The sequence below is a fragment of the Burkholderia sp. AU28863 genome (assembly GCF_002223195.1).
Taxonomy (GTDB): Bacteria; Pseudomonadota; Gammaproteobacteria; order Burkholderiales; family Burkholderiaceae; genus Burkholderia; species Burkholderia sola.
This window is the reverse complement of record NZ_NKFE01000008.1, coordinates 957,044-978,458: the sequence shown is the minus strand read 5'-3', so window position 1 is coordinate 978,458 and position 21,415 is coordinate 957,044. Positions and strand designations below refer to the sequence as shown.

The following is a 21,415-nucleotide window of genomic DNA, read 5'->3' as shown; positions in this document are numbered from 1 at the left end:
GTTCGACGGTCATTTGCCCCATCACGACCTCTCGAACCGCCCGCGATCCGCGAGCGCGGTGTCGACTATCAACTGATTCCGTAACGTAAAGAAGCTTCACCTTGCTGACAGACGGAGGCGGCGGTTTGCGTAGCCAGCAGACGTCGCGTGACGGATGGATCTTCGCCGATTGTCCACTAATTCGAGACAGCGAATCATGGTTTGGCGGATTGATGATTTTCAGCGGGACAGTAGACTGCACCCGTGCTTCGCCAGAACCGGTCCGGAGCGCGCCGCCTGCCGCGGCGCCACCAGGCGGATTCTTCGGCGGCAGGCCAGATGGCTTGCCGTCCGATTGCGAAGAGCGGTCCGTTGCCGGCATCGCGCGCCGATTCGGCGCGCAGCGGCACCGGACGCATCAAACCGTCAATTCAAGGGTGATTGCTATGCGTTACGTTTCGCTGGAGTCGAAGAAGGACGAGCTGCTGCTGGCGGCTCGCGTGCTGATGATGATCCTGTTCGTGCTGTTCGGCTGGCAGAAGCTGACCGGTTTCTCGGGCACGGTCGCGTACATGGCGTCGACCGGCAACCCGGCGCCCGAGCTGGCGGCCGCGATCGCGGTGGCGGTCGAGCTGGTGGGCGGCGTGCTGATCGCGATCGGCTTCTATACGCGTCCGCTCGCGCTGGCGTTCGCCGCCTATACGCTCGCGACCGCGCTGATCGGCCATCGCTACTGGGCGCTGCAGGGGATGGAGCAGTACATGGCGATGATCAACTTCTACAAGAACGTGAGCATCATCGGCGGGCTGCTATTGCTCGCGTTGAGCGGGCCGGGGCGGTATTCGGTCGACCGGAAGTAACGCAGGGCGACGTTTCCGTTCGGTATCGGGAGCCCGGCGCGCGCGAGTGCGCCGGGTTTTGCTTTTTCGGGCGACGGAGAGATCGGTGCGCATGTTCGCGGATGCGAGCCAGTAGACTGAAGCGTTGCGCCGCGATCGTTCCTGCTATTCAATAGGCTCGATAATCCATTCGTTTTCCGTGATTGATCGCACCGATGCCAAACCCATTCCCGTCGACCCTGCGCAAAACCGTCCTCCTCATCGGCGCCTCCGGCCTGCTCGGCCGCGCGGTTGCGGCCTCCCTGGCTCGCGAACCGTCGCTGACCCTGCTGGCAACCATCCGGAACCCGCAAACCGCCGGCGCGAAACTGCTTGCGTTACCGCCGGAAAACATCGCCGAACTCGATGTCCTCGACCAGCCGTCCCTCGAACGCGTCTTTGAAACCCACCGACCGGCAGCGGTGATTCTCTGCGCCGCCGAACGCCGCCCCGACGTCTGCGAACGCGACCCGGCCGCCGCCCGCGCCATCAACGTCACCGCACCGGCCCGCATCGGCGCGCTCGCCGCGCGATGCGGCGCATGGACGCTCGGCATTTCGACCGACTACGTCTTCGACGGCAAGGCCGCCCCTTACGGCGAAGACGCGGCCCCGAACCCGCTGAACATCTACGGGCGCACCAAACTGGAAGGCGAGGCCGCGCTCCTTGCCGCCTCGCCGCTGTCATGCGTGCTGCGCCTGCCGCTGCTCTTCGGCCCGATCGCCGACTGGAGCGAATCAGCCGTCACGAGCCTCGTGCCGGCCGTCGTCGCGTCGGCACAGCCGGGCGCCGACGCAGTCGGCATGGACGCATGGGCGATCCGTTACCCGACTTACACGCCGGACGTCGCGCAGGTCATCCGCGACCTGACGCTGCGCCATCTCGCGGGTGAATCCGTCACGGGCATCCGCCATTGGTCGAGCGAGGAGCCGATGACGAAGTACGACATCGCGCAGCGAATCGCGGCCGCGCTCGGCATCGACGCGTCGCTCGCGCCAATCACCCAGCCAACCGATGCGACACCGCGTCCGTACGACTGCCATCTGGATGCCGCGCGCGTGCGCGCGCTCGGGATCGATTACGCGACGCCGTTCGATACCGCGTTGCGGTCCGTGCTGCGCGATGCGCCGCCGGCGCGGTAGGATCGGCGTCCTTCACGCTCGTGGTACCTCCGCCGACGTTACCCGCCAATCCACTGCGGATCGGACAGCGGCTCAATCCCCTCTTCGGGCGTCAGGCGACCCGCCGCCCGATATTCATTGGACGAACGCAGCACTCGCGCCGCTGACGATGGCGGGCCAATCGAGTCCGATGCAAATGCCGTATTGCGCGGCGCCATCGCATCCGGCAACGCGCAGGCGTTCCGCGCACCGCCAATCCTCAGATGTGTTTCCCGGTCGCCCGGACGGGCGATCGAATTCAAAATTTGTCTAGTCATCCTGGAGATTCGATCAGTCGGATTGCACCAAACATGTGCCGCAATTCCCCGCGACGATGCACGCTAGGCCCTTGAAATTAGGGGATTTCCCGCGTTTCCCCCGTTTTTATTGACCACAGCTTGCTTCGCTGTTTTTCTTCTTGCATGCTTGTATAGACAAATTCCTGAGGCGGCTTGCTGCACCGAAGGGATGGCGAACCTCAACGCAAGGAGAATTTTCGTGAACGGCAAGCGCATCAAGTGGGCAATCAGGACGATCAGCGTCATCGCGGCTGCGGCGGCAACGCTCGCGGCGCCCGTACAGGCCAAGGAATGGAAGACGGTGACGGTCGCGCTCGAAGGCGGCTACGCGCCGTGGAACCTCACGCTGCCGGGCGGCAAGCTGGGCGGTTTCGAACCGGAACTGCTCGCCAACGTGTGTGAGCGGATCAAGGTGCAGTGCAACATGGTCGCGCAGGACTGGGACGGGATGATCCCCGGCCTGCAGGCCGGCAAGTTCGATGTCCTGATGGATGCGATTTCCATCACGCCGGAGCGCGAAAAGATCCTGCTGTTTTCGCGTCCGTATGCGGCGACGCCGGCGACGTTCGCCGTCACCGATACGAAGATCCTGCCGAAGGCCGCGCCCGGCGCGCCGATCGTCAAGCTCACAGGTGACGCCAACGCGGACAAGCCGACCGTCGACACGCTGCGCAAGCAGCTGAAGGGCAAGACGATCGGTATCCAGTCGGGCACCGTCTACACGAAATTCATCAACGACAGCTTCAAGGACATTGCGTCGATTCGCGTGTACAAGACGTCGCCCGAACGCGATCTCGATCTGGTCGCCGGGCGCATCGATGCGTCGTTCGACGACGTCACGTACTACGCGGCGAACAACGCGAAGAAGGACAACGCATCGATCGTGCTCGCGGGGCCGAAGCTCGGCGGCCCGATCTGGGGGCCGGGCGAGGGGCTCGCGTTTCGCAAGCAGGATGCCGACCTGAAGACGAAGTTCGATACGGCGATCGGCGCGGCGCTCGCGGACGGCACCGTGAAGAAGCTCGCCGACAAGTGGTTCAAGACCGACGTCACGCCGTAAGCGCGGGTTCGGCCGCCGCCGCGTAAGGGCGTCGAACGACGCGTGGCGGCGCGCATCCAGCAGTTTCATTCAACGCATGCAGGGAGGCACGCATGGAGATTCTTGAAATGCTCGGCTTCGGTACCGAAGGCTGGGGCGGTGTGCTGCTTCTCGCCGCATTGATGACGGTCGCGCTGACGCTCGCGGCGCTCGCGGTCGGGGCGGTGATCGGCGCGGCGATCGCGGCGGCGAAGCTGTCGCGCTACCGCACCCTGCGCCTGCTCGGCGATCTGTATACGACGGTATTTCGCGGCGTGCCCGAACTGCTCGTCATCTATCTGTTCTATTTCGGCGGCTCGACGCTCGTGACGGCCGTCGGCCAGTGGTTCGGCGCGGAAGGCTTCATCGGCGTGCCGCCGTTCGTGATCGGTGCGCTCGCGGTCGGGATGATCTCGGGCGCCTATCAGGCAGAGGTCTATCGCGCGGCGGTGCTGGCGGTGTCGAAAGGCGAGCTCGAAGCGGCGCGCTCGATCGGCATGCCGCGCAGCATGGTGCTGCGGCGCATCCTGGTGCCGCAGGTGCTGCGCTTCGCGCTGCCCGGTATCGGCAACGTGTGGCAACTGAGCCTGAAGGACTCCGCACTGATCTCGGTCACCGGTCTCGCCGAGTTGCTCCGCACGAGCCAGATCGCCGCCAATTCGACGCACCAGTACTTCGTGTTCTTCGTCGCGGGCGGTGCGCTGTATCTGCTGATGACGGGCGTGTCGAACCGCGTGTTCAACCGGGCGGAAGCGATCGTCGGCCGGTCGTTCCGCCGCAATTTCGCGCGCAACTGACGGAGAACGGGCATGTCCATCGATTTCGCTTTTCTCGTCGATACGCTGCGCCAGCTGCTCGCGGCCGTACCGACCACGCTCGGCCTGTTCTTCGCCTCGCTCGTGCTCGGCGGCCTGCTGTCGCTCGTGATCGTCACGATGCGCGTGTCGCCGAGCTGGCTGCCGAACCGCTTCGCGCGGGCCTACATCCTCGTGTTTCGCGGCTCGCCGCTGCTGATCCAGATGTTCCTCGTGTATTACGGGCTCGGCCAGTTCGGCGTGATCCGCGACAGCTTCATGTGGCCGGTGCTGCGCGAGCCGTACGTCTGCGCGGTGCTGTCGCTGGCGCTGTGCACCGCCGGCTACACGGCCGAAATCCTGCGCGGCGGGTTGATGGCCGTACCGGTCGGGCAGATCGAGGCCGGCTATTCGATCGGCCTGTCGGGCTTCGCGCTGCTGCGGCGCGTGATCGGCCCGATCGCGCTGCGCCAGTGCCTGCCCGCGTATTCGACCGAGGCCGTGCTGCTCGTCAAGTCGACCGCGCTGGCGAGCCTCGTCACGGTGTGGGAAGTGACGGGCGTCGCGCAGCAGATCATTCAGCAAACCTACCGGACGACCGAGGTGTTCGTCTGCGCGGCCCTCATCTATCTGGGCCTGAACTTCATCGTCGTGCGCCTGCTCGGCGCGCTCGAATGGCGGCTCTCCGGGCACCTGCGTGCGCCGAAGCCGTCCGGTGCGCCCGCCGCGGCGGCGCGCAATCCTCAGCGCGCCGCATCCTGAGCGTCGCAGTCCTTTCAAAGAGAATCCGATGAACACTCCTGCTCCCGTTGCGCTGTCGGTCAGAAACATCCACAAGTCGTTCGGCGATCATCACGTGTTGAAGGGCATTTCGCTCGACGCGCACGAGGGCGACGTCATCTCGATCCTCGGCGCGAGCGGATCGGGCAAGAGCACGTTCCTGCGCTGCCTGAACCTGCTCGAGACGCCCGACGACGGCTCCGTCGCGCTCGCCGGCGAAGAACTGGCGATGAAGCGTGCGCGCGACGGCAAGCTGCATCCGAGCGACCGGCGCCAGGTCGACCGGATCCGCTCGCAGCTCGGGATGGTGTTTCAGAACTTCAACCTGTGGTCGCACATGACGGTGCTCGACAACCTCGTCGAAGGGCCGCTGCGCGTGCAGAAGCGCAGCCGCGCGGAAGCGGTGGAGGAGGCCGAGGCGCTGCTCGCACGCGTCGGCCTCGCGGACAAGCGCGGCTACTACCCCGCGCACCTGTCGGGCGGCCAGCAGCAACGCGTCGCGATTGCCCGCGCGCTGGCGATGCATCCGAAGGTGATGCTGTTCGACGAACCGACGTCGGCGCTCGACCCGGAGCTGGTCGGCGAGGTGCTGCGCGTGATGCGCTCGCTCGCGGAAGAGGGGCGCACGATGCTGGTCGTCACGCATGAAATGGGTTTTGCGCGCCACGTGTCGAATCGCGTGATGTTCCTGCATCAGGGCGAGGTCGATACGGACGGGACGCCCGACGAAGTGTTCGGCGGGCAGACCTCCGAGCGCTTCCGGCAATTCGTGTCGAGCCACCACGACCGCACCACGAACTGAGGCTGCCATGACCGTATTCCGTGCGGCACGGCCGCTCGACTGGCGACAGGTTGCGGCGGTGGCGGCCGGCGAGCCGCTCGCGTTGGCCGACGATGCACGCGCGCGTGTCGTGGCCGCGCGCGAACTCGTCGACGAGATCGTCGCGCGCGGGATTCGCGCCTACGGCGTCAATACCGGCGTCGGCGCGCTGTGCGACGTGATCGTATCGCCGGCCCAGCAGAGCACGCTGTCGCACAACATCCTGATGAGCCATGCGGTGGGCGTCGGCATGCCGCTCGGCGCGGCCGAAACGCGCGCGATCATCGCGGCCGCGATCAACAACTATGCACACGGGCATTCGGGTGTCCGGGCCGACGTCGTCGAACAGCTCGTCGCGCTGCTCGAGCACGATTGCCTGCCCGAAGTGCCGGCGCACGGCTCGGTCGGGTACCTGACCCACATGGCGCACGTCGCGCTCGTCTGCGTCGGGCACGGCCATGCGCGCCATCGCGGCGAACGCATACGCGGCGACGAGGCGCTGCGGCGCATCGGCCGCGAACCGCTCGTCCTCGGCGCGAAGGAGGGGTTGAGCCTCGTCAACGGGACGCCGTGCGTCACGGGGCTGGCGGCGCTCGCGCTGGTCCGCGCCGAACGGTTGCTCGACTGGGCCGACTGGATCGCGGCGATGAGCTTCGAGAACCTCGGCGGGCAACTCGCCGCATTCGATCCGGCTTCGCTCGCGCTGCGCATTTCGCCCGGTATCGGGCAGGTTGGCGCCCGTTTGCGGGCACTGCTGGCGGACAGCGGCATGCTCGTCGCGGCGAGCGGCCGGCATACGCAGGATCCGCTGAGCCTGCGTACGATTCCGCACGTGCATGGCGCGGCGCGCGACGTGTTCGACGTCACGGCGGAGGTTGTCGATCGCGAACTCGCGTCGGTCACCGACAATCCGATCGTCGCCGGCACGCGGGAGGCGCCGGCCGTGCATTCGCAGGCGCATGCGGTCGGCGCCGGCATCGCGCTCGCGATGGACAGCCTCGCGGCGGCGATGGCCCAGGTCGCGGCGATCGCCGAGCGGCGTCTCGACCGGCTCGTGAATCCGCTCGTCAGCGGGCTGCCGGCATTTCTTGCCGCGCCGGGAGGCAGTTGTTCGGGTTTCATGATCGCGCAGTACACGGCGGTCGCGCTGGTCGCGCAGAATCAGCGGCTTGCCGCGCCGGCGAGCCTCGACGGCGGCATCACGTCGGGGTTGCAGGAAGATCACCTGTGTCACGCGACGCCGGCCGCGCTGAAGGCGCTCGACATCATCGAGAACACGACGCGCGTGCTCGCGATCGAACTGCTGGCGGCCGCGCAGGCGTACGACTTGCAGCCGGCCGAAACGGGGCGGGCCGCGTCGACCGACGCGCTGTGGCGGCATGTGCGCGAACGCGTGCCGGCATATCACGACGACCGCCCGCTCGCGGACGATATCGCGATCGCGGCCGGCATCGTCGCCGGTGTGCCGCCGTCGTTGCAGTGACGACGGTCAAGGACGGGCCGATCACCCCACAATCATCCGGTCGAGGGCGCATGAGCGAAACGGAACGCAGACTTTCCGCACGGCGGGCGTTGGCATCGGTCGACACCGTACCGGCACGGGCGCTGCCGGTCTATCAGCAGATCAAGCGCTACGTCGTCGAGCGGATCGCGAAGGGCGACTGGAAGCCCGGCGCCGCGATCCCGACCGAGGCGGAGCTGGTCAAGGAATTCGGCGTGGCCCGGATGACGGTGTCGCGCGCGCTGCGCGAACTGACGGCCGAGCGCGTGCTGACGCGCATCCAGGGCGCCGGCACGTTCGTCGAGCGCCGGCATTACGAATCGACGGTGCTGGAGATCCGCAACATCGCGGACGAAATCGCCGAGCGCGGCCATCGGCACAGCGCGCGCGTGTTGATGATCGAGCGCAGCGTCGACCCGGATGCGATCGACGCGCTCGGACTGCGCGCGGGGCCCGTGTTTCATTCACGTATCGTGCATTACGAGGAGGACGAACCGATCCAGTTCGAGGATCGCTACGTCAATCCGGCCTTGTTTCCCGCGTATCTGGAGCAGGACTTCACGCTCGAGACGCCGAATCATTACATGGTGCGGCTGGCGCCGATCCAGCGTGCGGAGTTCCAGATCTACGCGGAGAAGCCCAATGCGCAGGTGCGCCGGCATCTCGTGATGGAAATCGGTGAGCCATGCTTGCTGTTGCGACGCCGGACGTGGGTCGGCGAGCAGGTCGCCACGTCGGTCAGGCTGTGGCATCCGGCGTCGCGGTTTCATCTGGCGGGCAATATGTAGGGAAGCAAGGTGGGCCCGGGCGGAGCGGGCCGTTTGCCGTTTCGGCCGGGCGAGTCGGGAAACCGGGCGACCGCATCGCGACGCCGCCGCGCATCGCGCATCGCCCGGCTCGATTTGACACCTGGCGTCGTCGCCGCTTAAAGTCGCGACGCGGGGCGGCGGGTCAAGCACACGCCCGGAACAGGCAGCCGATGTTCCAGGACTACGGGGCTACCCCGTGGATCAGATCGATACGCCGATGCGTCGCAAGGGGCGCCGTTGCGCGTCGCGCAACATGACCCCTCGCAGTACCAGCCACGTTGGCTCGTCGTCCCGCCCATCTTCGTCCATGCACTCATCCCTGCGCGACACCACCCGAACGATTGCCGAGGCGATGCTTTCCGGTTCGCCGGAACGTGACGGCATCGTCGCGCGGATGGCCGCCGTGCTCGGCGACACACCGCCGTGGACGCACGAATGCGCGGACGCCGCGCTCGTCCGCTTCGGCGCGAACTGGGCCGATACCGACACCGACGCGCTCGCGGCAGTGCTGGCCGAGGCGCCCGCGTTCGTGCGGGCATGGTATGGCGACCGTCGGCCCGCGGTGGTCCGCGTCGTGCGGCGGCCGCTGGTCCAGCGACCGCCGCCGGCGCCGCTCACCGGTTGCGACGTGCCGCAATGGCCGACGCCCGGCGATCTCGCCGGCTGGCTCGGCGTGAGCCCGCCGGAACTCGACTGGCTGTCCGATCACTGGCGCGTCGACGCGCGCGGCAGCGCCACGCCGCTGCATCACTACACGTACGTCCCGGTCGACAAGCGCAGCGGCGGGTGCCGTCTCGTCGAAATTCCAAAGGGGCGGCTGCGCGAGGCGCAGCGCCGCATCCTGCACGGGCTGCTCGATCGCATTGCGCCGCACGGCGCGGTACACGGTTTTCGCAAGGGACACGGGATCGTGTCGTTCGCGGCGCCGCACGCGGATCGCGATGTCGTCGTGCGTTTCGATCTCGCGGATTTCTTCGTGTCGGTGCGCGCCGCGCGCGTCCATGCGCTGTTCGCGACGCTCGGGTATCCGGCCGAAGTCGCGCGTGCGCTCACCGGCTTGTGCACCAACCGCGTGCCGTCGGCACGGCTGCTCGCGCCGGACTTGCGCGACCGGTTCGACTGGATCGGCCGCCAGCGCTATCGCGAACGGCATCTGCCGCAGGGTGCGCCGACGTCGCCGGCGCTCGCGAACCTGTGCGCGTTCCGGTTCGACATGCGGCTTGCCGCGCTCGCGCGTTCGCTCGATGCGACCTACACGCGCTATGCGGACGATCTCGCGTTTTCCGGCGGCGGCGCGCTCGCGTGCGACGTCGAGCGGCTGCAGATCCGGGTCGCTGCGATCGCACTCGAGGAAGGCTTCGCGCTGCAATTGCGCAAGACCCGCGTGATGCGGCGCGGCGCGCGCCAGCAACTGGCCGGCGTGGTCGTCAATCGTCATCCGAACCTGGCGCGCGACGCGTTCGATCGCCTGAAGGCCATCCTCACCAACTGCATCCGGCTCGGCCCGGCGTCGCAGAATCGCGACGCGCATCCGGATTTCCGCGCGCATCTGGCCGGACGCGTCGCGCATGCGACGGCGCTGAATGCGGCGCGCGGCGCGAAGCTGCGCGCGCTGTTCGACCGGATCGAATGGGATGCCGGCGGCGAAGACCGCTGAACCGTCGGGCCCACATCGCCTCCGGTCAGCGACTTCTGCCTCGCGACGCCGCGGCACTGCTATCATTCGCGCCATGCCGCGCCCGTGTCGGGTGCGGCGGATCACTTGCCGCCGCCGTTCGCCCGTGCATGCGTGCGCGGCGTGCCGCCCGTTGCCGGCCTGGTCCTGCTTGCCACTGACGCACGACGTCGTTTGGTGCGCATCGCGCAAATCATGCCGGCTCAGGTGGACGATTCACCGATTTGACAGCCCCTATCGGCGGAACTTCGTGGTAGGTTCGCCCATCGGAGCTTTTTGCAAAAACATGCCCAAAGAGGATGAATACATGACCCAGGCCCTGCAGGAACTCGAAGCACAACTTCGGGACCTGAACATCAAGCTGTCAGAGGCGAAGCAGAAGGAGAAGCAAGCCGCGCTCGCGGCGTTCAAGGAACAGGTCGAGCTGTTGGGAATTTCGCAGCAGGAAGTGCTGAGCGCGCTCGGCTACATCGTCCAGCGCAAGCGCAAGGCGCCTGCCAAGTACTACGATCCGTCGACCGGCCGCTCGTGGTCGGGGCGCGGCCCTCGGCCGAAATGGCTCGAAGGCAAGGATCTCGACACGCTCGCCGTCGACCGCGAGGCCAAGACCTGGTGGCCGGGGGACGATCAGGGCTGAAGCCCGCCGCGCCGCAAGGCCGTCCGGCGCCGGCCGGTTCGCGCAGGCGGGCCGGCCGGCAATCGCCCGCCGGCCTGCTGTCTTTCATTCGGTGTCCGGCCTGATCGCGACATCGCCGGCCTCGCCGCCGCACCGGATCGACGTTTTCTCTTTTCCGTTTCCGCGCATTGCCCGCCGTTTCGCGTCAGCCGTCCGGCCAGCGCGGGCCGACGCGCGTCCGATTCCGTCGTTCGCGGGCACCGGCCTTAGCGTGTCGCCGGACATTCGTGGCAGGACGCCATGGCGGCAAACATCAAATCTTCGACGCTCGGCGGCCCGTCGGCCCCGCGCGTGGAGCGGGGCGTACGCGTGGAAAGCGCTGGCCGGATCGGCGATCGGCTATGCGATGGACGGCTTCGATCTGCCGGGCCGGCTGAAGCGCTGCTCGACCACCTCGGTCCCCCACTGCGTGCCCGCGGATTCGCTCGTCAGCGCAAAGCCGAACGACTCGTACAGATGGCGTGCGGCGTCGAGCCCCTTGAACGTCCACAGGTAGGTCTCGCGAAACCGGTGTTCGTCGACGAAACGCATCGCGAGCGTCATCAACTGTCGCCCGACGCCCGAGCCGCGCAACGCATCGTTGACGATGAACCAGCGCAGGTGCGCGACGCCGGTCGCCGGGTCGCCGTCGATCGCGAGCGACGCGAGCGTCCGGCCGTCTTCCTCGCACAGCCAGAGCGCCTTGCCGTCGGCCGGCAGCGCGCCCGCGAAGGCAGCCAGTTCGGTCGCCACCCGCTGCTCGAAGAACGCGCCGAAACCCCAGTGTTCCGCATAGAAGCGCGCATGCAGGCTCGCGATGTCGCCGATGCAGCCCGGCTGGTAGCCCTCGCGAATCGACGGCGCATCGGTGGGCGCGACGCTCGCCCTGGCCGCGTTATCCTGCGCGAGCGCATCGGCATACAGCGCGAGTGAGCGCAGCAGCGCCTGCTGGTCGGCCGGCATCATGCGGCGCAGCGCATTCGACACTTGGTCGGTCGCGAACGTGTCGATGCGTTTCCGGAGCCTTTTGCCTTCGGCGGTCAGGTACAGCTCGATCGCCCGTGCATCCTCGCTCGACACGCGGCGCTCCACGACACCGGCCGCTTCGAGCCGCGCGAGTTGCCGGCTCGCGTTCGACTTGTCGAGCCGCAGGATCGCGCCGAGATCCTTCGCGTTGATGCCGGGCGCCATCCCGATCTCGAGGATCGCGTGCACGGCCGACGGCGCCCAGTCGCTGTCGGCCAGCGTCGCACGCATGAAGCCGAGCTCGCGCACCAGTTTGCGCGAGAAGTCGCGCAGCTCGAGGATGGTCGCGTCGCGCGGCTTGGCCGGTGCATCGATGAGGTCCATGGTTTGCTCCCGAACGGTTGCGTATCGCAATCGATAATAGTTGCGGGTCGCAACTTGAGCAAGGCGGATTTTCATCGGATCGATTACTGCGGGCCGGCGTTTCCGTGCTGCCGGGGGCCTGGCGGGCGCAGCGCTGGTACCACGCTCGGGCTGCGGGGCCGCGACGGGTATTGAAGCGGATCGCCGCCCGCGGCGAAGTGGCCGCATACTGGGCGGAGTAGGCCGATCTGCGAGCAGGGCGCCGATCGACCCTCGATCGACGACTGCGGACCGCGGAGATCCTGATGAACAAGCTGCTGCCGATGACAATCGCGTTGTTTGCCGGGAGCGGCATCGGGGCGGCGCCGCTCCACCCGGCCGGCACGCTGGATGCACCGCCGTGCAGCGCCGCGCATGCGGCGGACCAGGGCGGGAACGCCGCGATGCCGGGCACGTCGGTCCGCAGCGTCTCGACCGCCGGTTGTTCGGGCGCGGTGTTGCAGGGCGACCGGGCCACCGCGACGGTCAACGGCGACAGGGTCGAGTTGCGCGATGGCGTCGTTTATGTGAACGGCCGATCCTATGGCGCGGTCACGCCCGCGCAGACGGTCGAATACGAGGTCGCGCGCGACCGGCGCACGTTGAAGGTCGACGGAAAAATCCGCACGCCGCTGCGCTGACGCGTCTCGGTTTCGATACGCCGCCACGCATCATGGGGTGCCCGGATCGCCGCGCCGGCGCGCGTCCTATTCGACCAGCGTCAACCGGCCGTCGCTGAGCCGTACTTTTGGCGCGGTTCTTGTTGGTATTGCCCGGTGCGAGCGGAATGGAAGCGTGGCCCGGCTCGCTGTAGCCGAGCCGCTCCGCGATCGCGGCGACCGTCAGCGCATGAGCGTCGAGCCACCGCACGGCTTCGTCGGGACGCACGTCGTCGAGCGGCGACGGGAACGTGATGCCGTCCTTGTCGAGCCGGCGGCGCAGCGTGCGTTCGGTCGGGTGCAGCGCATCGGCGAGTGCGCCCGCGCCGCATCTGTGCCGTCGCTCAGCGTTCTTCCGGATCCGTTGCGGCCGCATCGAGTGCCGCAACGGATCCGGCGGCCGCGCGCCTGCGGATCTCGGAATCGAGGATCAACCGCCCGCGCAGCTTGCCTTTCATCCGCTTCACGTGCTTGGGCGCCTCGGTCATGTGCTCGACCATCAGCGCCCGGACGCGCTCGGCATCGCGCTCGCGCGCGGCGTGCAGGATCGCCTTGTGGATCGACACGTTCGCTTCGCCGAAGCGCTTGTGCTCGACGAGCGGCGTGTCGTTCCGGAACTCGATCAACTGCCGGATCATCTCGTTGATCAGTTCGCAGCTGAAGCGCAGGAACGGATTCGGATTCGCGGCCGCGAGGATGTCGTGGAACGTCGTGTCCTCCTGCCGCTGACGCAGCATGTGGCCGCGATCGTGCACGCCCGACGCGCCGTCGCAGCACGCGATGTTCGCTTCCAGCGCCGCGAAGTCGCGCTCCGTCAGATGCGGCACGGCGCCGGCGGCCAGTTCGGGTTCGAGCAGCTTGCGCACCGTATAGATGTCGTCGATCGTCACGTCCTTGAAGAACAGGTAGTTCTGCAGGAGCTGAAGCGTGCGGTCGAGCGGCACTTCGACGACCATCCCGCCGCCCGACGGCCCCGTCGTGACCTTGATGAGCCCCTGCACCTCGAGCGATTTCAGCGCCTCGCGGATCGTGCTCTTGCTCACCGCGTAGAGCTGCTGCAGCTCGGCCTCGCGCGGCAGGCGGTCACCCGGCTTCAGGTCCTTCTCGGTGATCAGCCGCTTGATCTCCTCGGCGACGAGGTCGGCCCGCTTCGGCTGCTTGATTTCGACCGCGAGGCCCGCCCTGGCTCGGTCCATGACCATCTTCACGACTCCTTTGTCTGACCGCGCGCCGCGTCATCGTCGACGATCGTCCCGGCGCGGGGTACGGAATTTTGCCTGATTGACACCAATTTTGATCAACTCTAGCATCAGGTTCATTCTATTTATCATGATAAATAGGATCAACCGGCGACGCGCATCCAGGCATGGCGTTGGCACGGTTTGACAGTCGGTCGTATCGCGTGTGTCCCCCCTCATGAGGAGCGTCAACTTGAATCGCCGAGAACTGTTGAAACTGGCCGCGCTGTCGGCCGTGCCGGGCGCGCTCGGCAGCATGTCGTCCCGGGCCGCGTTCGCGCAGGGCTCGCCCATCCAGCTTGCCTGCCCGGTACCGATGTCCGGCCCGTTCGCCGCCAACGGCAAGTACGCCGATCTCGGCATGCAGCTCGTCGTCAAGCAATACGGCAAGGTGCTCGGCGCGCCGCTCGCGTATACGGCGCTCGACACCGAGGGCAAGCCCGCGACCGCCGTGCGGCGCGTGCAGGAAATCGCACAGCAGAAGGGCGTGCGTTTCTTCGCGGGCGGTATTTTGTCGTCCGAATCGTTGGCGATGGGTAAGGAAGTCCAGAAGGCGGACGGCGTGTTCATCACGACGGCCGGCGCGGACGAGATCACCGGCAAGGATTGCAACGCGGCGACGTTCCGCTGGTCGGTGCCGACGTTCGGCGCGATCGAGCAGACGGTGCGTCCGTTGATCCAGATGCTGCCGAAGGCGAAGCGCTGGTACACGATCACGCCGCAATACGTGTTCGGCGACGGCCTGCTGTCGGCCGCGAAGGCGGTCTTCAAGGAGAAGGGCATCGAGCACATCGGCAACAGCTACCACTCGCTCGCCGAGAAGGAGTTCAGCGGCTACCTGACGAACGCGGCGGCCGCGCAGCCGGACGTGCTGCTGATCCTGAACTTCGGCTCGCAATCGTCGGACACGCTGCGCCAGGCCGTCAGCTTCGGGATGAAGCGCAACTGCACGATCCTACTCGCGTGGGCATCGGGCCTCGAGCAGTTCGAGGCGCTCGGGCCGGACATCTGCGACGGCGTGTATTTCGGCGCGCAGTACTGGCACGGCATCGATTCGCCGCTGAACCGCGATCTCGTGAAGCGCGCGAACGCCGCGTTCAAGGCGAACCCGAACTACAGCCTCGCGGGTTCGTACATCTGCTCGAAGATCCTGGTCGACGCGATGGTGAAGGCCGGCAGCGCCGATCCGAAGAAGGTCGTCGCGGCGATGGAAGGGATGAAGTACGACGGCCTCACCGGCCCCGAGGAAATTCGCAAGGGCGACCACCAGGTGCTGAAGAACTACTACCTGCTGAAGGGCAAGCCGAAGAGCCGGATGAAGAACGCGGACGACTATGCCGACATCGTCAGCTCCGGCCAGTCGTTCCTGCCGCTCGACAGGACGGGCTGCAAGCTCGCGTGACGCCGTGCATGCGTTCGCGGCGCATCGCGCGCCGCGGGCGTCCGTTACCTTCCTTTCCGACACGGAAGCCATGAACGTCTATCTGCTGCAGATCGTCAACGGCATCGGCGTGGGCATGCTGTATTTCCTGCTCGCGGTCGGCCTGTCGATCGTGTTCGGCCTGCTGCGCTTCGTGAATTTCGCTCACGGCGCGTTCTACCTGCTCGGTGCGTATCTCTGCTACCAGGCGCTGCAATGGTCGGCGAATTTCTGGGTCGCGCTCGCGCTCGTGCCGCTCGTCGTCGGCGCGTTCGCGTGGATCGTCGAGAAGCTGGTGCTGCGCCATGTGTACGCGCAGCAGCATGAATTCCACATCCTCGCGACGGTCGGGCTCGCGCTCGTGCTGCAGGAGTGCGCGATCCTCGCGTGGGGGCCGCTCGGCGACAACGTGCCGCCGCCCGACGCACTGAACGGCGTCGTGATCTGGGGCGGCTTCGTCTACCCGAAGTACCGGCTGTTCGTGATCGCGTTCACGGCCGTGCTCGCCGCGTTGCTGTGGTGGGTGCTCGAAGGCACGCGGCTCGGCAGTACGGTGCGCGCGGGCAGCGAATCGACGGAGATGGTGTCGCTGCTCGGCATCAACGTGACGCGCGTGTTCAGCCTCGTGTTCGCGCTCGGCGCGGCGACGGCCGCGCTGGCCGGCGTACTCGCCGCACCGATCCGCGGCGTCGATCCGTTCATGGGCATCGAGGCGCTCGGCGTCGCGTTCGTCGTGGTCGTCGTCGGCGGGATGGGGAATTTTCTCGGCGCGCTCGTCGGCGGGCTGCTGGTCGGCATCGTGCAGAGCCTGATGAGCACGCTGTGGCCCGAAGGCGCGCGGCTGATGATCTATGTCGCGATGGCGGCCGTGCTGCTGCTGCGTCCGAACGGTTTGCTGGGGAGAGCCGCATGATCGATTCGTCGAAACCGCTGCCGCCGGGCGCGGCAGCGTCGCAACGCCCGCAGCCGTGGCGCGGCGTGCTGCAGCGGCCGGAAGGCTGGCTCGCGGTGGTGGCCGCGTGCGTGTTGCCGCTGGTGCTGAGTTCGGGGTCACTCGCGACCGAAGTGCTGGTGTTCGCGCTCGCCGCGCTCGGCTGCAACCTGCTGCTCGGCTACACGGGGCTGCTGTCGTTCGGGCAGGGCATCTTCTTCGGGCTTGGCAGCTACGCGGCGGGGCTGGTGCTGACGCGCGGCGTCGCGTCCGTGACGGCCGCGTTGCTCGCGGCCGCGGTGCTCGGCGCGGTCGCGGCCGCACTCGTCGGCTGGTTCTCGATCCGGCAGCGCGGCACCTATTTCGTGATGCTGACGCTCGCGTTCGGGCAACTGTTCTACTTCCTCGCGTATACGACGCCAGACGTGACGGGCGGCGACAACGGGCTGCTCGACATCCCGCGCCCGGCGCTCGCCGCGTTCGGGCATCCGCTCGTCCCGCTCGATTCGCCGTGGCGCTACTACGGCTTCGTCGCGGTGCTGTTCGTCGCGGTGTTCTGGCTGCTGCTGCGCGTATCGCGCTCGGTGTTCGGCCGCACGCTGCTCGCGATTCGCGACAACGAGGCGCGCGCCGCCGCGGCCGGCTACGACGTGAAGCGCTTCAAGCTCGCGGCGTTCGTGATCTCGGGCGCGGTCACGGGCCTGGCGGGCGCGCTGCACGCGTTGATGACGGGCATCGCACCGCTGTCGAATATCGACTACCACACGAGCGAGATGATCCTCGTGATGACGGTGATCGGCGGCACGGGCAACCTGTTCGCGTCGGTGCTCGGCGCGGCGTTCTACGTGCTGTTCGCGGACTGGCTGTCGACGCTGTGGCCGCGCTGGCTGCTGCTGCTCGGCCTTGTGCTGATCGCGGTCAGCCTGTTCATGCAGCGCGGATTGTGGGGGCTGGGCGAACGCATCGTGGCGTCGCTGCGGCGTAGCGATCGCGCGGCGGCCACGGTCAAGGAGCGGCAATGAGCGAAGCGATTCTCGAAGCGCGCGGCATCGTCAAGCGCTACGGCAAGTTCACCGCGCTGGGCGGCGTCGATCTGCGCATCATGCCGCGCACCGTGCATTCGGTGATCGGCCCGAACGGCGCGGGCAAGACGACGCTGTTCCATACGCTGACCGGCACGCTGCCGATCACGTCGGGTTCGATCCTGTTCGACGGTCACGACGTGTCGCACGAACCCGATCACAAGCGCGTGCGACGCGGCATCGCACGCTCGTTCCAGGTCACGAGCCTGTTTCAGAACCTGAGCGTGCGCGAGAACCTGCGCGTCGCCGCGCAGGGCGTCGAATCGCGGCGGGCGTTGAATCCGTGGACGCCGCCGCGCGGTGCGCTCGCGCATGACGGCATCGTCGACGACGTCCTCGAGCGGCTCGGCCTGCAGCGCTTCGCCGATACCGCGGCCGGCGTGCTGTCGCATGGCCAGCAGCGCCGGCTCGAGGTCGGCATGGCGCTGGCGGCGCGGCCGCGCGCGATCTTTCTCGACGAGCCGACGTCGGGCATGGGGATCGACGATCTCGACGACATGAAGGCGCTGATCCGCGGCTTGCGCGACGACTACACCGTCGTGCTGATCGAACACAACATGGGCATCGTGATGGACATTTCGGACACGATCACGGTGATGCAGCAGGGGCGCGTGCTGGTCGAAGGCAAACCCGACGCGATTCGCGGCGACGCGCGCGTGCGCAGTGCATATCTCGGCAACATGATCACGGGAGGCCGCGCATGATGCTCGACGTGAAGGAGGTGCACGCCTGCTACGGCAAGAGCCACGTGCTGCAGGGCATTTCGCTGAACGTGAACGAAGGCGAGACGGTGACGCTGCTCGGCCGCAACGGCGCGGGTAAATCGACGACGCTCAAGACGATCGCGGGCGTCGTCGCGCCGACCGGCGGCACGGTGACGTTCGCGGGCCGACCGGTGTCCGGGCAGCCGGCGCACCGGATCGCCGCGCGCGGCCTGTGCTTCGTGCCCGAGCATCGCGGGATCTTCCGGCTTCTGTCGGTCGAGGAGAACCTGCGGCTCGGCGCGCGTCGCGATTCGCCGTGGCAGCTCGACGATATCTACCGGATCTTTCCGCGCCTGAAGGAGCGTCGCCGCAACGGCGGCGCGCAGTTGTCGGGCGGCGAGCAGCAGATGCTCGCGATCGGCCGCGCGCTGATGAATCATCCGCGGCTGCTGATGCTGGATGAGCCGGTCGAGGGGCTGGCCCCGGTGATCGTCGAGGAAATCGTCGAGCAGTTGAAGCGGATCAAGGCGGCCGGCGTCGCGATCGTGCTCGTCGAACAGAACCTCGAAGTGTGCACGCAGCTCGCGGACCGCCACTTCGTGATCGAACAGGGCGTGATCGTCTACGAAGGCAGCAACGCGGCGTTCGCGGCCGATCACGACGTGAAGGACCGCTACCTGGGCGTCGGCGTCGCATGAGCCGTGCCTTTTGAATGCGAGGAATGGCAACGATGCAAGTACAGGATTCGACTCCGGGCGTCGCGGCGTCCGGCTTGCGCGTCGACGGCGCGCGGCTGTGGGACAGCCTGATGCATCTCGCGCGGATCGGCGCGACCGACAAGGGCGGCGTGTGCCGTCTCGCGCTCACCGAACTCGATCGCGACGCGCGCGACCTGTTCGTCGCGTGGGCGCGGGAAATCGGTTGCACGGTGCGCGTCGACGCGATCGGCAATATCTTTGCGCGGCGCGCGGGCGAACGGGACGACCTGCCGCCGGTGGCGACGGGCAGCCATATCGACACGCAACCGACGGGCGGCAAGTTCGACGGCAACTACGGCGTGCTGGCCGGCCTCGAGGTGCTGCGCACGCTCGATGACGCCGGGGTGCGCACGCGCGCACCGCTCGAGGTGGCGGTCTGGACCAACGAGGAAGGGTCGCGCTTCGTCCCGGTGATGATGGGTTCCGGCGTGTTCGCGGGCGCGTTCACGCTCGACCATGCGCTCGCGCAATGCGATCGCGACGGCGTGTCGGTGCGCGACGCGCTGGCCGCGATCGGCTACGCGGGCAGTGCGGACGACGGGAACGGCGCGCACCCGGTCGGCGCGTATTTCGAAGCGCATATCGAGCAGGGTCCGGTGCTGGAGGCGCACGACACGACGATCGGCGTGGTCGAGGGCGCGCTCGGACAGCGCTGGTACGACGTGACCGTCCACGGGATGGAGGCGCATGCGGGCCCGACGCCGATGGCGCTGCGGCGCGACGCGCTGCTGGTCGCGGCCGATCTCGTGCGTGCGGTGAACGGCATCGCGCGCGCGCATCCGCTGCACGGACGCGGCACGGTCGGCTGGGTCGACGTGCACCCGAATTCGCGCAACGTGATTCCCGGCCGCGTGACGCTGACCGTCGACCTGCGCGCGGCCGACGACGCGACGCTCGCGGCGATGGATGCGGCGCTGCGTGCGGCATGCGCGGATCTGGGCGCGACGGCCGGGATGCGGATCGACATCGAGCCGGTCGTGTACTTTCCGCCGCAGCCGTTCGATCCGGCACTGGTCGAGCAGGTTCGCGCGGGCGCGAATGCACTCGGACTGTCGTCGATGAACGTGATCAGCGGCGCGGGCCACGACGCGGTGTATCTCGCGCGCGTGGCGCCGACCGCGATGATCTTCGTGCCGTGCAAGGACGGGATCAGCCACAACGAGATCGAGGACGCCGATCCGGCACATCTGGAAGCCGGCTGCAACGTGCTGCTGCACGCGATGCTGGGCGCGGCCGGAATCGCGGAGGGCCATGCGCGATGAAGATCCTGATCGCCCGGATGAACCACGAGACCAACACGTTCTCGCCGGTGCCGACGCCGCTTGCCGCATTCGGCCGAAGCGGCCCCGACTGGGGCGACGACGCATATCGCGCGAATCGCGGGATGCGCACCGCGATGGCCGCGTTCATCGATGCAGCCGAGCGCGAAGGCGCGGACATCGTGACGCCCGTGTCGGCGGCCGCGAACCCGAGCGGGCCGGTTGCGGCCGATGCGTACGCGGCGATCTGCGATGCGATCGTTGCGGCCGCACCCGGTTGCGACGCGGTGATGCTGGACCTGCACGGCGCGATGGTCGCCGAGCAGAGCGCGGACGGCGAGGGCGACCTGCTCGCGCGCGTGCGCGCGGCGCTGCCCGATGCGCCGATCGCGGTGGCGCTCGACCTGCACGCGAATGTCACGCAGAAGATGGTCGATCACGCGGACGTGATCGTCAGTTTCAAGACCTATCCGCACGTCGACATGTATGAGACCGGCGAGCATGCGGCACGGCTGCTGCTCGACCGGCTTCATGGCCGCGCGCGGCCCGTGCTCGCGTGGCGGCAGCCGCCGCTGATGACGTCGACGCTGCGCAGCGCGAGCGCCGAAGGCGCGATGCAGCGCGCGGTGGAGGCCGCGCGGGCGGCCGAGGCGGATGGCATGCTCGCGGTGTCGATCCTGCCCGGCTTCTCGCTCGCGGATATTCCCGCGCCGTGCATCAGCGTGGTCGTGGTGGCCGACGGCGACCGCGCGGCGGCCGACGCGGTGGCCGAGCGCATCGCACGGCAGATCTGGGACGCGCGCGACGCATTCGTCTATCGCAGCGCGCCGCTCGCCGAATCGGTCGCGCAGGCCGCGGCGCTCGCCCGCGGCGCGGAACGCCCGGTGCTGATGCTCGATCACGGCGACAACTGCATGTCGGGCGGCCCGTGCGACACGATGGACCTGCTGGAAGCCGCGCTCGCGCACGGGCTCGACGGGATCGTCAGCGGGCCGTTGTGCGACCCCGAAGCCGTCGCGGCGCTGATCGACGCGGGCGTCGGCGCAACCGTCACGGTGCCGGTCGGCAACCGGCTGCCGTCGCACGGCGGCGTGCGGCGCGAACCGTTTCGCGCGACGGGCATCGTGCGCGCGATCACCGACGGGGAATACGTGATTACCGGGCCGACGTATACCGGGCAGCGTGCGTACATGGGCCGCACAGCCGTGCTCGATATCGGCCCGGCCACGCTCGTCGTCACCGAGCGCACGCAGGAGCCGTGGGATCTCGGCGTGTTCGAGAGCGTGGGCGTCGATCCGCGCCGCGCGCGCTTCCTGTTGCTGAAGTCGCGGATGTATTGCCGGCCCGTATTCGTGCCGATTTCGTCCGCGCTGGTCGAATGCGACAGCCGCGGCATGACCGGTTCGGACTACGGGTTGTTCCGCTACGAGCGGCTCGCGCGGCCGGTGTATCCGCTCGACGACATCGTCGAGTGGTCGTCGGGCACGCGACGCGCGGATTGACGGAACCGAACCGCGTGCGAGACGCCGGGCGCGCGCGCTTTCGGGCATCATGCGATGGCGCCGGCC

At 67.9% G+C, this 21,415-nt stretch carries 21 protein-coding genes and 2 pseudogenes; 19 read left to right on the top strand and 4 right to left on the bottom strand.

Translation table 11 applies throughout. The features are described from left to right. Positions 1 to 425 precede the first annotated feature (425 nt). Positions 426 to 839 (top strand): DoxX family protein, encoded by a 414-nt coding sequence (locus tag CFB81_RS34235; protein ID WP_069619746.1) that lies wholly within the window; start codon positions 426 to 428, stop codon positions 837 to 839. Between the two features lie 194 nt (positions 840 to 1,033). Further along, positions 1,034 to 1,999, top strand: a complete 966-nt coding sequence (locus CFB81_RS34230; RefSeq protein WP_089438193.1) for an SDR family oxidoreductase — start codon at positions 1,034 to 1,036, stop codon at positions 1,997 to 1,999. Positions 2,000 to 2,037: 38 nt separating this feature from the next. Here CFB81_RS34230 and CFB81_RS35935 read toward each other — a convergent pair whose 3' ends face one another. Then, positions 2,038 to 2,295 carry a hypothetical protein gene (locus CFB81_RS35935; RefSeq protein ID WP_143328663.1) on the bottom strand — a complete coding sequence of 86 codons (258 nt, stop codon included), beginning with the start codon at positions 2,293 to 2,295 and terminating at the stop codon, positions 2,038 to 2,040. 220 nt (positions 2,296 to 2,515) lie between these two features. Here CFB81_RS35935 and CFB81_RS34225 point away from each other — a divergent pair, with 220 nt between their 5' ends. The 9 genes and pseudogenes from CFB81_RS34225 to CFB81_RS36930 all read left to right on the top strand — a co-directional run. Beyond that, a complete protein-coding gene (locus CFB81_RS34225) occupies positions 2,516 to 3,376 on the top strand; it encodes a transporter substrate-binding domain-containing protein (protein WP_089438192.1) in 861 nt (286 codons plus the stop codon). Between the two features lie 92 nt (positions 3,377 to 3,468). Continuing rightward, positions 3,469 to 4,191: an ABC transporter permease gene (locus CFB81_RS34220; protein ID WP_089438079.1), complete on the top strand. Its 723-nt coding sequence runs from the start codon at positions 3,469 to 3,471 to the stop codon at positions 4,189 to 4,191. Between the two features lie 12 nt (positions 4,192 to 4,203). Then, positions 4,204 to 4,950 carry an ABC transporter permease gene (locus tag CFB81_RS34215; protein ID WP_069619749.1) on the top strand — a complete coding sequence of 249 codons (747 nt, stop codon included), beginning with the start codon at positions 4,204 to 4,206 and terminating at the stop codon, positions 4,948 to 4,950. A gap of 28 nt (positions 4,951 to 4,978) precedes the next feature. Further along, positions 4,979 to 5,770 carry an ABC transporter ATP-binding protein gene (locus CFB81_RS34210; RefSeq protein WP_069619750.1) on the top strand — a complete coding sequence of 264 codons (792 nt, stop codon included), beginning with the start codon at positions 4,979 to 4,981 and terminating at the stop codon, positions 5,768 to 5,770. Between the two features lie 7 nt (positions 5,771 to 5,777). Continuing rightward, positions 5,778 to 7,271, top strand: coding sequence for a histidine ammonia-lyase (hutH, locus tag CFB81_RS34205; RefSeq protein WP_069619751.1), 1,494 nt, complete (start codon positions 5,778 to 5,780; stop codon positions 7,269 to 7,271). A 50-nt stretch (positions 7,272 to 7,321) separates the two neighbouring features. Next, positions 7,322 to 8,077: a histidine utilization repressor gene (gene hutC, locus CFB81_RS34200; protein ID WP_089438078.1), complete on the top strand. Its 756-nt coding sequence runs from the start codon at positions 7,322 to 7,324 to the stop codon at positions 8,075 to 8,077. A 328-nt stretch (positions 8,078 to 8,405) separates the two neighbouring features. Continuing rightward, the gene (locus tag CFB81_RS34195) at positions 8,406 to 9,755 is read left to right on the top strand and encodes a reverse transcriptase family protein (protein ID WP_089438077.1); all 1,350 of its coding nucleotides are present in this window, start codon (positions 8,406 to 8,408) and stop codon (positions 9,753 to 9,755) included. A gap of 325 nt (positions 9,756 to 10,080) precedes the next feature. Then, on the top strand, positions 10,081 to 10,410 hold the full coding sequence (locus CFB81_RS34185; RefSeq protein WP_069619754.1) for an H-NS family nucleoid-associated regulatory protein: 330 nt from the start codon (positions 10,081 to 10,083) through the stop codon (positions 10,408 to 10,410). Positions 10,411 to 10,689: 279 nt separating this feature from the next. Continuing rightward, positions 10,690 to 10,813: pseudogene (locus CFB81_RS36930) on the top strand (MFS transporter); the annotation flags it as partial. Here the strand turns inward: CFB81_RS36930 and CFB81_RS34180 are convergent. After that, positions 10,789 to 11,778: a helix-turn-helix domain-containing GNAT family N-acetyltransferase gene (locus CFB81_RS34180; protein WP_089438076.1), complete on the bottom strand. Its 990-nt coding sequence runs from the start codon at positions 11,776 to 11,778 to the stop codon at positions 10,789 to 10,791. The pseudogene CFB81_RS36930 and the gene CFB81_RS34180 sit on opposite strands and share 25 nt — an antisense overlap. Positions 11,779 to 12,062: 284 nt before the next feature. Here CFB81_RS34180 and CFB81_RS34175 point away from each other — a divergent pair, with 284 nt between their 5' ends. Then, positions 12,063 to 12,437 carry a sugar ABC transporter ATPase gene (locus CFB81_RS34175; RefSeq protein ID WP_069619777.1) on the top strand — a complete coding sequence of 125 codons (375 nt, stop codon included), beginning with the start codon at positions 12,063 to 12,065 and terminating at the stop codon, positions 12,435 to 12,437. 160 nt (positions 12,438 to 12,597) lie between these two features. Here CFB81_RS34175 and CFB81_RS36760 read toward each other — a convergent pair. Both CFB81_RS36760 and CFB81_RS34165 read right to left on the bottom strand, forming a co-directional pair. Beyond that, positions 12,598 to 12,774, bottom strand: a pseudogene (locus CFB81_RS36760) (AraC family transcriptional regulator); the annotation flags it as partial. Between the two features lie 25 nt (positions 12,775 to 12,799). After that, entirely contained in the window at positions 12,800 to 13,657 is an 858-nt protein-coding gene (locus tag CFB81_RS34165) for a FadR/GntR family transcriptional regulator (protein WP_089438074.1), read from the bottom strand. Positions 13,658 to 13,886: 229 nt separating this feature from the next. Between CFB81_RS34165 and CFB81_RS34160 the strand changes: the two genes are divergently transcribed. From CFB81_RS34160 to CFB81_RS34130, 7 genes are all read left to right on the top strand, one after another. Continuing rightward, entirely contained in the window at positions 13,887 to 15,095 is a 1,209-nt protein-coding gene (locus CFB81_RS34160) for an ABC transporter substrate-binding protein (protein WP_089438073.1), read from the top strand. Between the two features lie 70 nt (positions 15,096 to 15,165). Next, positions 15,166 to 16,026, top strand: a complete 861-nt coding sequence (locus CFB81_RS34155) for a branched-chain amino acid ABC transporter permease (RefSeq protein WP_050013636.1) — start codon at positions 15,166 to 15,168, stop codon at positions 16,024 to 16,026. Then, the gene (locus tag CFB81_RS34150; RefSeq protein WP_089438072.1) at positions 16,023 to 17,066 is read left to right on the top strand and encodes a branched-chain amino acid ABC transporter permease; all 1,044 of its coding nucleotides are present in this window, start codon (positions 16,023 to 16,025) and stop codon (positions 17,064 to 17,066) included. The genes CFB81_RS34155 and CFB81_RS34150 overlap by 4 nt, the downstream gene beginning before the upstream one ends. Further along, a complete protein-coding gene (locus CFB81_RS34145; RefSeq protein WP_069619782.1) occupies positions 17,063 to 17,830 on the top strand; it encodes an ABC transporter ATP-binding protein in 768 nt (255 codons plus the stop codon). The genes CFB81_RS34150 and CFB81_RS34145 overlap by 4 nt, the downstream gene beginning before the upstream one ends. Then, positions 17,827 to 18,528: an ABC transporter ATP-binding protein gene (locus CFB81_RS34140; RefSeq protein WP_089438071.1), complete on the top strand. Its 702-nt coding sequence runs from the start codon at positions 17,827 to 17,829 to the stop codon at positions 18,526 to 18,528. The genes CFB81_RS34145 and CFB81_RS34140 overlap by 4 nt, the downstream gene beginning before the upstream one ends. Before the next feature lie 32 nt (positions 18,529 to 18,560). Further along, the gene (locus CFB81_RS34135; protein ID WP_089438191.1) at positions 18,561 to 19,850 is read left to right on the top strand and encodes a Zn-dependent hydrolase; all 1,290 of its coding nucleotides are present in this window, start codon (positions 18,561 to 18,563) and stop codon (positions 19,848 to 19,850) included. Then, a complete protein-coding gene (locus CFB81_RS34130; RefSeq protein ID WP_089438070.1) occupies positions 19,847 to 21,349 on the top strand; it encodes a M81 family metallopeptidase in 1,503 nt (500 codons plus the stop codon). Before CFB81_RS34135 ends, CFB81_RS34130 begins: the two co-directional genes overlap by 4 nt. Positions 21,350 to 21,415 lie beyond the last annotated feature (66 nt).

Bases quoted from the DNA above. Each gene is read 5' to 3' on its own strand.
- CFB81_RS34235 (WP_069619746.1), top strand. From the start codon at position 426: ATGCGTTACGTTTCGCTGGAGTCGAAGAAGGACGAGCTGCTGCTGGCG.
- CFB81_RS34230 (WP_089438193.1), top strand. From the start codon at position 1,034: ATGCCAAACCCATTCCCGTCGACCCTGCGCAAAACCGTCCTCCTCATC.
- CFB81_RS35935 (WP_143328663.1), bottom strand. From the start codon at position 2,295: ATGACTAGACAAATTTTGAATTCGATCGCCCGTCCGGGCGACCGGGAA.
- CFB81_RS34220 (WP_089438079.1), top strand. From the start codon at position 3,469: ATGGAGATTCTTGAAATGCTCGGCTTCGGTACCGAAGGCTGGGGCGGT.
- CFB81_RS34215 (WP_069619749.1), top strand. From the start codon at position 4,204: ATGTCCATCGATTTCGCTTTTCTCGTCGATACGCTGCGCCAGCTGCTC.
- CFB81_RS34210 (WP_069619750.1), top strand. From the start codon at position 4,979: ATGAACACTCCTGCTCCCGTTGCGCTGTCGGTCAGAAACATCCACAAG.
- hutH (WP_069619751.1), top strand. From the start codon at position 5,778: ATGACCGTATTCCGTGCGGCACGGCCGCTCGACTGGCGACAGGTTGCG.
- hutC (WP_089438078.1), top strand. From the start codon at position 7,322: ATGAGCGAAACGGAACGCAGACTTTCCGCACGGCGGGCGTTGGCATCG.
- CFB81_RS34195 (WP_089438077.1), top strand. From the start codon at position 8,406: ATGCACTCATCCCTGCGCGACACCACCCGAACGATTGCCGAGGCGATG.
- CFB81_RS34185 (WP_069619754.1), top strand. From the start codon at position 10,081: ATGACCCAGGCCCTGCAGGAACTCGAAGCACAACTTCGGGACCTGAAC.
- CFB81_RS34180 (WP_089438076.1), bottom strand. From the start codon at position 11,778: ATGGACCTCATCGATGCACCGGCCAAGCCGCGCGACGCGACCATCCTC.
- CFB81_RS34175 (WP_069619777.1), top strand. From the start codon at position 12,063: ATGAACAAGCTGCTGCCGATGACAATCGCGTTGTTTGCCGGGAGCGGC.
- CFB81_RS34165 (WP_089438074.1), bottom strand. From the start codon at position 13,657: ATGGTCATGGACCGAGCCAGGGCGGGCCTCGCGGTCGAAATCAAGCAG.
- CFB81_RS34155 (WP_050013636.1), top strand. From the start codon at position 15,166: ATGAACGTCTATCTGCTGCAGATCGTCAACGGCATCGGCGTGGGCATG.
- CFB81_RS34150 (WP_089438072.1), top strand. From the start codon at position 16,023: ATGATCGATTCGTCGAAACCGCTGCCGCCGGGCGCGGCAGCGTCGCAA.
- CFB81_RS34145 (WP_069619782.1), top strand. From the start codon at position 17,063: ATGAGCGAAGCGATTCTCGAAGCGCGCGGCATCGTCAAGCGCTACGGC.
- CFB81_RS34140 (WP_089438071.1), top strand. From the start codon at position 17,827: ATGATGCTCGACGTGAAGGAGGTGCACGCCTGCTACGGCAAGAGCCAC.
- CFB81_RS34135 (WP_089438191.1), top strand. From the start codon at position 18,561: ATGCAAGTACAGGATTCGACTCCGGGCGTCGCGGCGTCCGGCTTGCGC.
- CFB81_RS34130 (WP_089438070.1), top strand. From the start codon at position 19,847: ATGAAGATCCTGATCGCCCGGATGAACCACGAGACCAACACGTTCTCG.